Genomic DNA, 13,429 nt, shown 5'->3' with positions numbered 1-13,429 from the left:
CCGGTCAGCGACGCAGGTCCACGGCGCCGGACCCCAGGGGTGTGCGCACGGCATCGTGCGGTCGACCGAGCCTGAGGAGGCAAGCGTGTCCGCCTCTCGCGGAACCCAGCGCAGCGACCCGGCCACCGCCCGCCTGGCCGGCTGGATCGAGCCGGTCGTCGCCGACGCCGGCTACGACCTGGAGGAGCTGGTGGTCACCCCCGCGGGCCGGCGCAGCGTGGTGCGTGTGGTGGTGGACCGCGACGCGGGTGTGACCCTGGACGGCATCGCCGAGGTCAGCCGGGCGGTCTCCGAGGTGCTGGACCACAACGACGACGGCATGGGGCGCACGCCGTACGTGCTGGAGGTGACCAGCCCCGGCGTCGACCGGCCGCTCACCGAGGCCCGCCACTGGCGGCGCAACACCGGCCGGCTGGTGGCCGTGGCCGTCGGCCCGGCGGGCGCCACCGAGCAGCTCGCCGGTCGGATCACCGCGGTGGAGGCCTCCGGAGTGACGCTGGCGGTGGAGGCCAAGGGGAAGCCGGGAGCGAAGAAGCGCCCGCCCCAGCCGCGGCTGGTGCCGTGGGCGGAGCTGGGCGCCGGGCGGGTGCAGGTGGAGTTCGCCCGCACCAGCGACACCGCCGACGACGACATCGCGCAGGACGACGCCGCTGAGCTCGACGACCTGGACGGGGCCGAGCTCGCGGACGACGACGGAGGAGACAAGTGAACATCGATGTCACGGCGCTCAAGGCGGTCGAACGCGAGAAGGGCATCCCGGTCGACACGGTGATCGAGGCCCTCGAGACCGCGCTCGTGACGGCGTACCGGCACGCCGACGGAGCGGCCAAGCACGTCCGCGTGCACGTGGACCGCAAGAGCGGCGAGGTGGCCGTACTGGCGCAGGAGCTCGGCCCCGACGGCGAGGTCGTGCGGGAGTGGGACGACACCCCGACCGACTTCGGCCGGATCGCGGCCAGCACCGCCAAGCAGGTGATCGTCCAGCGGCTGCGGGATGCCGAGCACGAGCAGACCTTCGGCGAGTACGCCGGCAAGGAAGGCGACATCGTCAGCGGGATCATCCAGGCCGACCAGCGGCGCAACGCCAGCGGGATCGTGATGATCGACATCGGCAAGGTCGAGGCGGTGCTTCCGTCGGCCGAGCAGGTACCGGGCGAGACCTACACGCACGGCAGCCGGATCAAGGCCTACGTGGTGGCCGTGTCCCGCACGTTCCGTGGGCCCCAGGTCAGCGTGTCGCGCACGCACCCGAACCTGGTGCGCAAGCTGTTCGCCCTGGAGGTTCCCGAGATCGCCGACGGCAGCGTCGAGATCGTCGCGGTCGCCCGGGAGGCGGGCCACCGGTCGAAGATCGCGGTGCGCACCTCGGTGCCCGGGCTGAACGCCAAGGGTTCCTGCATCGGCCCCATGGGCCAGCGGGTCCGCAACGTCATGAGCGAGCTGCACGGCGAGAAGATCGACATCGTCGACTGGTCGGACGACCCGGCGTCGTTCGTGGCCTCGGCGCTGAGCCCGGCGCGGGTGAGCAGCGCCCAGCTCGTCGACGCCCAGGCCAAGGCGGTGCGGGTCGTCGTCCCCGACTACCAGCTGTCGCTGGCCATCGGCAAGGAGGGGCAGAACGCCCGCCTCGCCGCCCGGCTCACCGGTTGCCGCATCGACATCCGCAGCGACGCCCAGACCGAGGACGCCGGCGCAACACCCTCGCCGGGGGTGGGCCGCCCGCCGCTGCGGACGGCGCCGGTGGCTCACCCGGCCGGGGGACGCGGCGGCGCCCCCGGAGGCCGATCCCAGGCTCCGGGGGGCGGTTCACGCAGCGCCCCGCGCCGGGCGGAACAACGCGGACCGGCCACGCGCTAGAGTTGCAGATGGCCGAAACGTCGGGTCCGGTCCGCACCTGTGTGGGATGCCGGAAGCGCGCGTCGGTCGACGACCTGCTGCGCGTCGTCGTCGTGGCCGGGGATCTCGTCCCCGATCTACGTCGGCGCCTTCCCGGTCGCGGTGCCTCGCTGCACCCGACCGCGGAATGCCTGCGCGCGGCGGAGCGACGCCGGGCCTTCTCGCGGGCGCTGCGCACCAGCGCCCCGGTGGAGGTCGGTCCGCTCCGGGATCACGTTCTCGGCACCTCGTCCTGAGGTGCCGAGGGGGAGAACCGGATCGGGCGACAGCAGTTCTCAGTCGGGCCGGCACCAGGCCGGTCCGCACGTCGACAGGACACCGTCGGATGACTCAGCCGTGAAGTTCTCACGATGACCATGCGCCACTAACGACGAGGTCGAGCGGGCAAGCCGCCGGCCTCACAAAGAGGAGACCCGTGCCAGGCAAAGCCCGCGTACACGAACTCGCCAAGGAGTTCGGTGTCGACAGCAAGACCGTGCTCGCCACGCTCAAGGAGCAGGGCGAGTTCGTGAAGTCCGCGTCCTCCACCGTCGAGGCCCCCGTGGCCCGGCGGCTCCGTGAGGCGCTCGGCGCCGCCACCGGCGGCGGCAACGGTGGGAGCGCGACCGCTCCCACCCCCGGTGCGCCGGCCCCCCAGCCGGCTCCGTCCGCTCCCGCCGCCCCTTCGGCGCCGGCCGCTGCCGCCCCGTCGGCCCCGGTCCGGCCCTCGGCTGCCGGCCCTCGCCCCGGACCCCGTCCGCCGGCGCCCGCGCCGCAGGTTCCCGCGGCCGAGGCTCCGGCCGCCCAGGCACCCGCTGCCCAGGCACCGGCTGCCCAGGCACCGGCTGCCCAGGCACCGGCTGCCCAGGCACCGGCTCCGGCGGCTCCGCCGCAGCAGCCGGCCGCTCCGCGTCCGGCCGGCCCACGTCCCGGCCCGGCCGGGGGTGCCGCTCCCGGCGGTCCCCGTCCCGGCCCGCGTCCGGCTCCCCGTCCGGGCAACAACCCCTTCAGCAGCGCGCCCCGTCCGGCTCCGGCCGCCGGTGGCCCGCGTCCCGGCTCGGCAGCAGGCGGTCCCCGTCCCGCGCCCGGTGCCGGTGGTCCCCGTCCCGCACCAGGTGCCGGTGGTCCCCGTCCGGGTCCCGGTGGTCCCCGTCCGGCGCCCGGCGCCGGTGGGCCGCGTCCGTCGGCCGGCCCGGGTGGTCCGCGCCCGAACCCCGGCATGATGCCGCAGCGCCCGTCGCCGGGCATGATGCCCGGCCGGCCCGCCGGTGGCGGCCGTCCCGGTGGCGGCGCCGGTGGCCCCGGTGGCCGTGGCCGTCCGGGTGGTCCCGGTGGTGGCGGTGGTTTCCGTCCCGGCGGCGGCGGTGCCCCCGGTGCCGGCGCGCCCGCCGGTGGTGGCTTCCGCGGTGGCGGCGGTCCGCGTGGCCGTGGTCGCGGTGGCTCCGGTGCCAGCACGGCCGGTGCCTTCGGCCGTCCCGGTGGCCGGGGTCCGGTCCGTGGCCGCAAGAGCAAGAAGCAGCGGCGTCAGGAATTCGACTCGATGGCGGCGCCCAGCATGGGCGGCGTCTCGCTGCCGCGCGGCAACGGGCAGACCGTCCGGCTGCCGCGGGGTGCCTCGCTGACCGACCTGGCCGAGCGGATCAACGCCGAGCCGGCCGCGCTGGTCACCGCCCTGTTCCACCTGGGCGAGATGATCACCGCGACGCAGTCGGTCAACGACGACACGTTGCAGCTCCTCGGTGCCGAGATCGGCTGGGTCATCCAGGTCGTCAGCCCCGAGGACGAGGACCGCGAGCTGCTCGAGACCTTCGACCTCACCTTCGGTGACGAGGAGGGCGACGAGGAGGACTGGGCATCCCGCCCCCCGGTGGTGACCGTCATGGGTCACGTCGACCACGGGAAGACCAAGCTGCTCGACGCCCTGCGGCACGCCAACGTGGTGTCGAAGGAGGCCGGGGGCATCACCCAGCACATCGGCGCCTATCAGATCGTCACCGAGCTGGAGCACAACGAGCGGCCGATCACCTTCATCGACACGCCGGGTCACGAGTCGTTCACCGCGATGCGTGCCCGAGGCGCGAAGGTCACCGACATCGTCGTGCTGGTCGTCGCGGCCGACGACGGCGTCATGCCCCAGACGGTCGAGGCGCTCAACCACGCCCAGGCCGCCGAGGTGCCGATCGTGGTCGCGGTGAACAAGGTGGACAAGGAAGGGGCCAACCCCGCCAAGATCCGCCAGCAGCTCACCGAGTACGGCCTCGTCGCCGAGGAGTACGGCGGCGACACGATGTTCGTCGACGTCTCGGCGATCACCCGGCAGGGTCTCGGTGACCTGACGACGGCGATCCTGCTCACCGCGGACGCCTCGCTGGACCTGCGCGCCAACACCGAGCAGGACCCGCAGGGTGTGGTCATCGAGGGCAAGCTGGACAAGGGGCGCGGCCCCGTCGCCACGGTGCTCGTCCAGCGCGGCACGCTGCGCCAGGGCGACTCCATCGTGGCCGGCGACGCCTACGGTCGCGTCCGGTCGCTGCTCGACGAGCACGGCAACAAGCTCAAGGAAGCCCTGCCCGCGCGTCCGGTCCAGGTCGTCGGCCTGACCTCCGTGCCGCGAGCCGGAGACACCTTCCTCGTCGTCGAGGAGGACCGGACGGCACGGCAGATCGCCGACCGTCGTCAGGCCCGCATCCGCAACGCGCAGAACGCCTCCATGCGCAAGCGGATCAGCCTCGAGGACCTCGACGCCGCGCTCAAGGAGACCCGTCAGCTCAACCTGATCATCAAGGGCGACAACTCGGGCACCGTCGAGGCGCTCGAAGAGGCGCTGATGAAGATCGAGATCGACGACGAGATCGCGCTGCGGGTCATCCACCGCGGCGTCGGCGGCATCACCAAGAGCGACATCGACCTCGCGCTGGCCGACGACGTCATCGTCCTGGGCTTCAATGTCCGGGCCGAGGGCCAGGCCACCGAGCTCGCCGCCCGCGAGGGGGTGGACGTCCGGTACTACACGGTCATCTACCAGGCGATCGACGAGATCGAGGCCGCCCTCAAGGGCATGCTCAAGCCGGTCTACGAGGAGGTCCAGCTCGGTACGGCGGAGGTCCGCGAGGTCTTCCGGGTGCCGAAGATCGGCAACGTCGCCGGTTCGCTGGTCCGCAGCGGCACGATCGTCCGCAACTCGAAGGCCCGCCTGATCCGCGACGGTGCCGTGGTCGCCGACAACCTGTCGGTGGATTCCCTCCGCCGGTTCAAGGACGACGCGACCGAGGTCCGCGAGGGCTACGAGTGCGGTATCGGCCTGGGGTCGTTCAACGACATCAAGGTCGACGACGTGATCGAGACCTTCGAGATGCGCGAGAAGCCGCGCGACTGATCTGCCCAGCTGGTCCCCTGATGATCAGGTCACCTGATCATCAGGGGTCCTGGCTCACCGTCGACGGTGAGCCAGGACCCCACCAGCTGAGTCAGAAGGCTCGTCCCGGCGGCGGGGGGCGTGCGGCGGCTCTCGGAGAGAGAGGTTGATCCGGTGTTCACTGGCACGCTCACCGCCGACCTGCTGCTGGGTGACGTCCACTCGCTCAAGGGCAAGCGGGCCGTCGTCCGGCCGATCGTGGCCGAGCTGCGGCGCCGCTTCGCCGTCGCCGCCGCCGAGGTGGGCGGCCAGGACCTGCACCGCCGCGTGCAGGTCGGGGTCGCCACCGTGGCCGGGGAGGCCGCGCAGGTCACCGACGTGCTCGACGCCTGCGAGCGGTTGCTGGCCGAGCGGCCGGAGGTGACGCTGCTGTCGACCCACCGGCAGCTGTTCAGCGACACCGATTGTTGAAGGACCCCCGTGCCCCCCTCGATCGCAAGCTCGCGATGGGGGTCCCGCACGGGGGCCGCCCACCGATCTCGTCCGTCCGGCGCCCTCCTTCGGGTGCCCCCCAAGGAGGTCCTCCGATGGCCGATCCGGCCCGCGCCCGCAAGCTGGCGGTGCGCATCCGTCAGATCGTCTCCACCGCGATCGAGTCCCAGATCAAGGACCCCCGGCTGGGCATGGTGACCGTCACCGATGCCCGCGTCACGAGCGACCTCCGCGAGGCGACGGTCTTCTACACCGTCTACGGCGACGAGACGCAGATCGCCGACTCGGCGCGGGCACTGACGAGTGCGACCGGCGTGCTCCGCTCGACCGTGGGAAAGCAGACCGGCATCAAGTTCGTGCCTTCGCTGACGTTCGTCGCCGACATCGTGCCGGACACCGCTCGCGAGCTCGAGGAAGCGCTCGAGCGCGCCCGGCACGCCGACGCCGAGCTGGCCCGGGCCCGCGAGGGCGCGAGCTACGCCGGCGAGGCCGACCCCTACCGCAAGCCGGCGGAGGACGAGGACGACGAGGAATCCGACCCGGACCCGGCGGCCACTGCCGATGACATGTCCGGCGAGGATTCCGTCGAGAGCAGGAGCGCGCGATGACCGAAGTCGATCCGGATCCGAACGAGCCGGAGCAGGGACAGGGCCGGTCGGTCCTGGGCGGGCACGCCGTCCCCGACCGGGGCGACCCGACCGACGGCGGCAAGCACGGCCAGCTCGGCGAGGTGCCCAGCATCACCGCCGACGAGCCCGACGACGGTGGTCCCGGCTACCCGGTGGGCGGCGGCGACATCACCGAGCACCAGGGCGGCCGGATGGCCGATCCCGACCCGGGCGCGTGAACCCCGCGATCCCTGACGGGCGCACGGCCGATGCTCTGGCGGCGGCCACCCGGTCGGCGGCCGAGGTGCTGGCCGAGGCCGCGCAGGCCCGCTCGACCGTCGTCCTGTCCGGTCACGTCCAGCCCGACGCCGACGCTCTGGGCAGCACCCTGGCGCTCGCCGAGGGCCTGCGCCGCCGGGGGGCACGGGTGCTGGCGACCTTCCCCGGTCCCTTCACGCTGCCGGACTCCCTCGGCTGGCTCCCGGGTGCCGAGGGGCTGGTGCCCTCCGATGCGGTGCCCTCTTCGCCCGACGTCTTCGTCAGCCTCGACGCGGCATCCCCATCGCGGCTGGGCGAACTGGCCCCCCTGCTCGACCGCGCGGCCACCTCGGTGGTCGTCGACCACCACGCCAGCAACCCCGGGTTCGGCCGGGTGCGGCTGGTCGACCCCACCGCACCCGCCACGGTGACGCTCGTCGCGGACCTGCTCGACGGCCTGGGGGTTCCCCTGGACACCCAGCTGGCCACGTGCCTGTACGCCGGTCTGGCCGCGGACACCGGCTCCTTCCGCTTCGGCAGCACCCGGCCGGAGACGCACGAGCTCGCGGCCCGCCTGCTCGGCACCGGCATCGACCACGCGGCCATCAGCCGCCGTCTGTTCGACACGGCGCCGTTCGGCTGGCTCGGGCTGCTCTCGGTGGTCACCGGGCGGGCGACGCTCGAACCCGAGGTCGGCGCCGGCCTGGTCTGGACCTGGTCCAGCACGGCCGAGGCGGCCGAGCACGGCCTGCCCGGCGAGCAGCTGGAGGCGCTGGTCGACGTCATCCGCTCGGCCGAGGAGGCCGACGTGGCCTGCGTCCTGAAGGGGCAGGACGACGGCTCGTGGTCGGTCTCCCTGCGCTCGCGGGGAGCCACCGACGTGGCCCGCATCGCCATGGCGCTGGGCGGCGGCGGCCACCGAGCCGCGGCCGGCTACACCTCGCACCTGCATCGCGAGGGCACGGTCGCCACCCTGCGGGCAGCGCTCCATGATCTGTCGGCCTCCGGCCGACCACCGCGTCCAGGTGCCGTCCCCGACGGGGGCTGAGCCGGCCCACGGCTCCACGTCGGGAGGCCTCCGGCCCCCACTCCGCGGACCGTCGATCGTCGGGTTGGCCCTCCCGGCGCTCGTCGTGCTGGCGGCGGAGCCGTTCTACCTCCTGGTGGACACCGCGGTCGTCGGCAACCTCGGCACCGTGGCGCTCGGCGGACTCGCCGTCGGCGGCGGCCTCCTGGCCTGGGCGGCGGCGCTGCTGAACTTCCTGGCCTACGGCACCACCGCCCGTGCCGCCCGCCGGGCAGGCGCCGGTGACCGGCGGGGCGCCGTCCAGGAGGGTGTCCAGGCCACCTGGCTGGCGCTCGCCCTGGGTGTCCTGGTGCTGGTCCTGTTCCAGCTCCTCGCCGGTCCGCTCACCCGGGCGCTGGCCGGCGGTGCCGGGCCGGTGGCGGAGGCAGGGGAGCGGTGGCTGCGGGTGGCGGCGCTCGGCGCCCCGCTCCTCCTGGTCTCGCTGGCCGGTAACGGCTGGCTGCGCGGGGTGCAGGAGCTGCGCCGTCCGGTGCGCTACGTCGTCGCCGGCAGCCTGCTGAGCCTCGTCCTGTGCCCGCTCCTGGTGCACCAGGCCGGCCTCGGTCTCGTCGGCTCCGCGGTGGCCAACGTGACCGGACAGGCGCTCACCGCCGCACTCTTCGTGCGCGCGCTGCGCCGGGAGGACGTGTCGTGGCGGGCCCGTCCGGGCGCGCTGGTGCGCCAGATCGTCATCGGCCGGGACCTGCTCCTGCGCGCGGCGGTCCTCCAGCTGGCCTTCCTGGTCGCCGCCGGCGTCACCGCGCGGACCGGCACGGCCGCCCTCGGCGCGCACCAGATCGCGCTGCAGCTGTTCTTCTTCCTGGCCCTGGTGCTCGACGCCTACGCCATCGCCGCGCAGACCCTGGTCGGGCAGGCGCTGGGGCGCGGCCGCCCGGACGAGGCACGGGCCACGGCCCGCCGGGTGACGGCGTGGGGACTGGGCACCGGGTGCCTCGTGGCCGTCGTCCTCCTGGCCCTGCGGGACGTCGTCCCGCCGCTGTTCACCGACGACCCGGCGGTGCTGGCGCAGGCCGCCGTCGTCTGGTGGTTCCTCGCCGGCTTCCAGCCGCTGGCGGGGGTGGTCTTCGCCCTGGACGGCGTGCTGATGGGCGCCGGCGACGTCGGGTACCTGCGGACCCTCACCATCGGCGCCGCGCTGGTCGGCTTCCTGCCGCTGTCGCTGCTGTCCGCGCCGATGGGCTGGGGCCTGGTGGGCGTGTGGACGGGGCTGACGCTGTTCATCGCGCTGCGCCTGGTAGGGGTGCTGGCCCGGGTGGTGGGTGACCGCTGGACGGGCGCGCCTGAGACGGTTGCCGCATGAGTGCCGCGAGAACGACGCCCGAGCGAGGAGCGGAACGACGGCGGAGGCGACGGCCGGCATGGACCGAGGAGCGGAACGAGGGCGGAGTCGAGCAGTGAGTCGCAGGCCTGATGCCGACGTCCCGCCCGGTCTGCTGCTGGTGGACAAGCCCGGTGGCATGACGTCCCACGACGTCGTGGCCCAGGCGCGGCGGGCGCTGTCGGTCCGCAAGGTCGGCCATGCCGGGACGCTGGATCCGATGGCCACCGGCCTGCTGGTCCTCGGCGTCGGTACGGCCACCCGGCTGCTCGGCTACGTCGGCGGGCACGACAAGACCTACGAGGCCACCATCCGGCTGGGCCAGTCGACGGTCACCGACGACCGTGAGGGGGAGGTGCTGAGCGCGACGGCGGCCGCTCACCTGGACGACGATGCGGTCCGGTCGGCCCTCGCTGCGCAGACCGGCCCCCTGCAGCAGGTGCCGTCGGCGGTCAGCGCGGTCAAGGTGGACGGCCGCCGCTCCTACGACCGCGTGCGGGCGGGGGAGACGGTCGAGCTGGCCGCCCGCTCGGTCACCGTGCACCGGCTCGAGGTGCACCGGGTCACCCGGCCGACCCCGGACCTGGTGGACGTCGACGTGACGGTCGACTGCACCGCCGGCACCTACATCCGGGCCATCGCCCGCGACGCCGGCGCGGCCCTCGGTGTCGGCGGCCACCTCACCGCGCTGCGTCGCACCGCCTCCGGGCCGTTCACCGTGGCGCAGGCCGGCGTGGTGGAGGACGCGGCGGCCTCGCTCGTGGCCGGGGGCGGGGCCGGCTTCCTCCCGCTCACCGAGGCCGCGCGGGTGGTCTTCCCCGAGCGCCGGCTCACCACCGAGGAGGCCCGGGCGCTCGGCTACGGCCAGCGGATCCCGGCGACGGGGTCCGGGGGACTGCACGCCGCCGTCGCTCCCGACGGCCGGCTGGCGGCGCTGGTGGAGGACGCCGGCAGCACTGCCCGCGTGACGGTGGGTTTCCCGCCGCCCTGAGCCGGTCGCGCCTGACACCGGAGGCTCGGTGCCCGGCTCGATCCCGTGCGCTACCGCTGGGCCGAACGGGCGATGCGGGCCGCGGCCACCCCGGCGCCGAAGCCGTTGTCGATGTTCACGACCAGCACCCCGGGTGCGCAGGCGGTCAGCATGGTGAGGAGCGCGGCCAGGCCGTCGAACGCGGCGCCGTACCCCACCGACGTCGGCACCGCGACCACGAGCCGGTCGGTGAGCCCCGCCACCACGCTGGGGAGCGCCCCGTCCATCCCGGCGACGACGACCACCGCGTCGGCCTCGGCCAGGTCGGGAGCGACGGCGAGCACCCGGTGGATCCCGGCCACGCCGACGTCGTCCACCCGGCGGCAGTCCACGCCGCAGGCGGCCAGCGTGGCGGCGACCTCGGCCGCCACCGGGCCGTCCGAGGTCCCGGCGCTCAGCACCAGGACCGCACCGACGGGCTCGGGCAGCGGGCCGAGCACCGCGCACCGCGCCTGCTCGTCGACCACCGCCTCCGGCCAGCGGTCGCGGATGGCCGCGGCCGTGGCGTCGTCCACCCGGGTGGCCCACGCCGGGCGGACGCCGGCGTCGAGGAGCCCGGCCAGGCAGGCCACGGTCTCCGCCGGTGTCTTGCCGGCCGCGAACACCACCTCGGGCGTGCCGGTGCGCGCGGCCCGGTCCACGTCCAGGCGGGCGAAGCCGAGGTCGACGGTGCGGTCGGAGGTCACCCGCTCAGGGTGCCGCACCGGCGGTTGACCGTCGTGCCCGCCGGGAAGGGGAGAGCCATGAGCGTCGTCAAGATCAACGCGATCACCGTGCCGAAGGACAAGCAGGAGCGCTTCGAGGAGCGCTTCCGCGGACGCGCGGGAGCCGTCGAGAGCACGCCCGGGTTCGAGTGGTTCGAGCTGCTGCGCCCCCTCGAGGGCACCGACCAGTACCTGGTCTACACCCGGTGGAGCAGCCAGGAGGCGTACGAGGCCTGGCAGTCGAGCCAGGACTTCGATCGCGCCCACGACGGGGGCGGCGACACCCTGGCCTCGGCGGCGCCGCACTCGGCGCACGTCTGGACCTACGAGGTGCTCGAGTACGCCGGGCCGAAGGCCAACCAGGAGAAGCAGGTCTGACCGGGGTTACTGTGACGGCGCCGGTCCCGCGCCTCGCGTGGCCGGGCACCGGCCCGCGCGCCGCCGGACCGGCGCCACGACGCAGCACGCCCAGGTGGGAGCCATGACCGACACGCTCGCCGACAGCCGTACCTCCTCGCGAATGTTCCTCGCGGATGTGCCGGTGGTCGTGGAGGACGTGCAGCGCCGGTCCACCACCGAGCGCGCGGGGGTGCTGGCCGATCCCGGCTTCGGTCGGCACTTCACCGACCACATGTTCGTGGCGCGCTACCAGGAGGGCCAGGGCTGGTACGACGCCCGACTCACCCGGTACGGCCCGCTGCCGATGGATCCGGGCACCGCCGCGCTGCACTACGCGCAGTCGATCTTCGAGGGCCTCAAGGCCTACGCCCAGCCCGACGGCAGCGTGGCCACCTTCCGGCCCGAGGCCAACGCCGCCCGGTTCATCCGGAGCGCCGAACGCCTGGCCATGCCGCCGGTGCCCGAGGAGGCGTTCCTCGCCGCCGTCGACGCACTCGTCGACGCCGACCGTGACTGGGTGCCCACCGGTGCCGACCAGACGCTGTACCTGCGCCCGTACCAGCTGGCCAGCGAGTCCTTCCTGGGCGTCCGCCCGGCGCACGAGTACCTGTTCCTCGTCATCGCCAGCCCGGCCGGCGCCTACTTCCCCCGCGGGGTCCACCCGGTCTCGGTCTACGTGTCCGAGGACTACGTGCGGGCCGCGCCCGGGGGCACCGGCGACGTGAAGTGCGCCGGCAACTACGCCGCGAGCCTCCGGCCCCAGCAGCAGGCGAGCGAGCTCGGCTGCGACCAGGTCGTCTACCTCGATGCCGTGGAGCGGCGCTACATCGAGGAGCTGGGCGGGATGAACCTGTTCTTCGTCCTCGGGTCCGGCTCTGATGACGGAGCCGCCGAACTCGTGACTCCCGAGCTCTCCGGCACGTTGCTGCCGGGCATCACCCGCGACTCGCTGATCACCGTCGCCCGGGAGCTGGGCCACCGGGTGACCGAGCGGAAGGTCAGCCTCGAGGAGTGGCGGCAGGGCGTGGCCGACGGGACGGTGACCGAGACCTTCGCCTGCGGCACCGCCGCGGTCATCACGCCCGTCGGCGAGGTCAAGGCGCGCACCGGCGACTTCACCGTCGGCGACGGGACGCCGGGCACGCTCACCATGCGGCTGCGCGAGGCACTGCTCGACATCCAGCACGGGCGGGTGGCCGACACGCACGGCTGGCTGCACCGGGTCTCCTGACCGGACCGGTCGCATGCTGCGCTGGCGGGGGCTGGAGTCCACCCCGGGGGATCTCGGCCGCTCGGTGGTCACCATCGGGATGTACGACGGCGTCCACCGCGGGCACCAGAAGCTGATCGGGGCCGCCGTGGCGCGGGCGCGGGCGATGCGCCGTCCCTGCCTGCTGCTCACGTTCGACCCGCATCCGGCCGAGGTGGTGCGCCCGGGCTCCCACCCGGCGATCCTCACCGCGCTGGACCGCAAGGCCGAGCTCGTCGCCGGCCTCGGCGTGGACGCCATGTGCGTACTGCCGTTCACCCCCGAGTTCAGCCGGCTGGCGCCGGAGACCTTCACCCACACCGTGCTGGTCGAGCACCTGCACGCCGCCCAGGTGGTGGTGGGGGAGAACTTCACCTACGGGCACAAGGCAGCCGGCACCATCACCTCCCTCGCCGAGGAGGGGCGCCGGTTCGGCTTCTCCGTCGAGGGGGTCCCCCTGGCTCAGGACTCGTCCGACGACGGCGAGGTCACCATCTCCTCCACCTACATCCGCGCCTGCGTCGCCGCCGGGGACATGGTGTCGGCGGCCCGTGCGCTCGGCCGGCCGCACCGGGTCGACGGAGTCGTCGTGCGCGGCCACCGGCGCGGACGCGAGCTCGGCTACCCGACGGCCAACGTGGAGACCGCCCCGTTCACCGCCATCCCGGCCGACGGTGTCTACGCCGGACACCTGGTGACCCGGCACGACGACGGCGCCAGCGGTGAGCGGCTGCCGGCCGCGATCTCGGTAGGCACCAACCCGACGTTCCAGGGCACCCGGCGCACGGTCGAGGCATTCGCGCTCGACTACAGCGGCGATCTCTACGGCGAGCACGTCGGGGTGGAGTTCGCCGCCCGGCTGCGCCCGATGGCCGCCTTCGACGGGGTGGAGGCGCTGCTCGCCGCGATGGCGCAGGACGTCTCCGACACCCGTACGGCCCTCGGGATGCCCGAGACGCCCTGACTCGCGCGGGTCGCTGCGGCGACGCTCGGTGATGTGTGCCGGACACCGACGCTGGTAGCCTCGTGGCAGCCGGTACTCCCGGCGTGTGTG

The 13,429-nt window shown here is 74.1% G+C and carries 14 protein-coding genes and 1 pseudogene; 14 read left to right on the top strand and 1 reads right to left on the bottom strand.

The window, feature by feature from the left end:
• Nucleotides 1-85 precede the first annotated feature (85 nt).
• From rimP to truB, 11 genes and pseudogenes are all read left to right on the top strand, one after another.
• A complete protein-coding gene (gene rimP / locus BLASA_RS17060) occupies nucleotides 86-709 on the top strand; it encodes a ribosome maturation factor RimP (RefSeq protein WP_014377459.1) in 624 nt (207 codons plus the stop codon).
• Complete coding sequence (nusA, locus tag BLASA_RS17055) at nucleotides 706-1,857, top strand: transcription termination factor NusA (RefSeq protein WP_014377458.1); 1,152 nt, start codon at nucleotides 706-708, stop codon at nucleotides 1,855-1,857. The genes rimP and nusA overlap by 4 nt, the downstream gene beginning before the upstream one ends.
• A gap of 8 nt (nucleotides 1,858-1,865) precedes the next feature.
• Nucleotides 1,866-2,132, top strand: coding sequence for a YlxR family protein (locus BLASA_RS17050; protein WP_041776652.1), 267 nt, complete (start codon nucleotides 1,866-1,868; stop codon nucleotides 2,130-2,132).
• Nucleotides 2,133-2,311: 179 nt separating this feature from the next.
• Nucleotides 2,312-2,455 (top strand): annotated as a pseudogene (locus tag BLASA_RS26345) (translation initiation factor IF-2 N-terminal domain-containing protein); the annotation flags it as partial.
• 960 nt (nucleotides 2,456-3,415) lie between these two features.
• On the top strand, nucleotides 3,416-5,251 hold the full coding sequence (gene infB / locus BLASA_RS26015; RefSeq protein WP_014377456.1) for a translation initiation factor IF-2: 1,836 nt from the start codon (nucleotides 3,416-3,418) through the stop codon (nucleotides 5,249-5,251).
• A 153-nt stretch (nucleotides 5,252-5,404) separates the two neighbouring features.
• Nucleotides 5,405-5,701, top strand: coding sequence for a DUF503 domain-containing protein (locus tag BLASA_RS17040; RefSeq protein WP_014377455.1), 297 nt, complete (start codon nucleotides 5,405-5,407; stop codon nucleotides 5,699-5,701).
• A gap of 116 nt (nucleotides 5,702-5,817) precedes the next feature.
• Entirely contained in the window at nucleotides 5,818-6,330 is a 513-nt protein-coding gene (gene rbfA, locus BLASA_RS17035) for a 30S ribosome-binding factor RbfA (RefSeq protein WP_014377454.1), read from the top strand.
• Nucleotides 6,327-6,569, top strand: coding sequence for a hypothetical protein (locus BLASA_RS17030; RefSeq protein ID WP_014377453.1), 243 nt, complete (start codon nucleotides 6,327-6,329; stop codon nucleotides 6,567-6,569). The genes rbfA and BLASA_RS17030 overlap by 4 nt, the downstream gene beginning before the upstream one ends.
• Nucleotides 6,566-7,636, top strand: a complete 1,071-nt coding sequence (locus tag BLASA_RS17025) for a DHH family phosphoesterase (protein WP_014377452.1) — start codon at nucleotides 6,566-6,568, stop codon at nucleotides 7,634-7,636. Before BLASA_RS17030 ends, BLASA_RS17025 begins: the two co-directional genes overlap by 4 nt.
• A gap of 64 nt (nucleotides 7,637-7,700) precedes the next feature.
• Nucleotides 7,701-8,975 (top strand): MATE family efflux transporter, encoded by a 1,275-nt coding sequence (locus tag BLASA_RS17020; RefSeq protein ID WP_231839485.1) that lies wholly within the window; start codon nucleotides 7,701-7,703, stop codon nucleotides 8,973-8,975.
• A 94-nt stretch (nucleotides 8,976-9,069) separates the two neighbouring features.
• The gene (truB, locus tag BLASA_RS17015; protein ID WP_041775822.1) at nucleotides 9,070-9,984 is read left to right on the top strand and encodes a tRNA pseudouridine(55) synthase TruB; all 915 of its coding nucleotides are present in this window, start codon (nucleotides 9,070-9,072) and stop codon (nucleotides 9,982-9,984) included.
• A 50-nt stretch (nucleotides 9,985-10,034) separates the two neighbouring features.
• Here the strand turns inward: truB and larB are convergent, their stop codons facing one another.
• The gene (larB, locus tag BLASA_RS17010; protein ID WP_014377449.1) at nucleotides 10,035-10,709 is read right to left on the bottom strand and encodes a nickel pincer cofactor biosynthesis protein LarB; all 675 of its coding nucleotides are present in this window, start codon (nucleotides 10,707-10,709) and stop codon (nucleotides 10,035-10,037) included.
• A 57-nt stretch (nucleotides 10,710-10,766) separates the two neighbouring features.
• On the opposite strand from larB, the gene BLASA_RS17005 reads away from it, so the two are divergent.
• From BLASA_RS17005 to BLASA_RS16995, 3 genes are all read left to right on the top strand, one after another.
• Nucleotides 10,767-11,105, top strand: coding sequence for an antibiotic biosynthesis monooxygenase family protein (locus BLASA_RS17005; RefSeq protein WP_014377448.1), 339 nt, complete (start codon nucleotides 10,767-10,769; stop codon nucleotides 11,103-11,105).
• 103 nt (nucleotides 11,106-11,208) lie between these two features.
• On the top strand, nucleotides 11,209-12,357 hold the full coding sequence (locus BLASA_RS17000; protein ID WP_014377447.1) for a branched-chain amino acid aminotransferase: 1,149 nt from the start codon (nucleotides 11,209-11,211) through the stop codon (nucleotides 12,355-12,357).
• Nucleotides 12,358-12,370: 13 nt separating this feature from the next.
• Nucleotides 12,371-13,339, top strand: coding sequence for a bifunctional riboflavin kinase/FAD synthetase (locus BLASA_RS16995; protein WP_014377446.1), 969 nt, complete (start codon nucleotides 12,371-12,373; stop codon nucleotides 13,337-13,339).
• The last annotated feature ends 90 nt before the right edge of the window (nucleotides 13,340-13,429 follow it).

The organism is Blastococcus saxobsidens DD2 (assembly GCF_000284015.1).
Taxonomy (GTDB): domain Bacteria; phylum Actinomycetota; class Actinomycetes; order Mycobacteriales; family Geodermatophilaceae; genus Blastococcus; species Blastococcus saxobsidens_A.
The sequence above is the reverse complement of the archived record's forward strand: the minus strand, read 5'-3'. Positions and strand labels throughout refer to the sequence as shown.

Bases quoted from the DNA above. Each gene is read 5' to 3' on its own strand.
- BLASA_RS17030 (WP_014377453.1), top strand. From the start codon at position 6,327: ATGACCGAAGTCGATCCGGATCCGAACGAGCCGGAGCAGGGACAGGGC.
- infB (WP_014377456.1), top strand. From the start codon at position 3,416: ATGGCGGCGCCCAGCATGGGCGGCGTCTCGCTGCCGCGCGGCAACGGG.
- BLASA_RS17000 (WP_014377447.1), top strand. From the start codon at position 11,209: ATGACCGACACGCTCGCCGACAGCCGTACCTCCTCGCGAATGTTCCTC.
- BLASA_RS17050 (WP_041776652.1), top strand. From the start codon at position 1,866: ATGGCCGAAACGTCGGGTCCGGTCCGCACCTGTGTGGGATGCCGGAAG.
- BLASA_RS17005 (WP_014377448.1), top strand. From the start codon at position 10,767: ATGAGCGTCGTCAAGATCAACGCGATCACCGTGCCGAAGGACAAGCAG.
- BLASA_RS16995 (WP_014377446.1), top strand. From the start codon at position 12,371: ATGCTGCGCTGGCGGGGGCTGGAGTCCACCCCGGGGGATCTCGGCCGC.
- rbfA (WP_014377454.1), top strand. From the start codon at position 5,818: ATGGCCGATCCGGCCCGCGCCCGCAAGCTGGCGGTGCGCATCCGTCAG.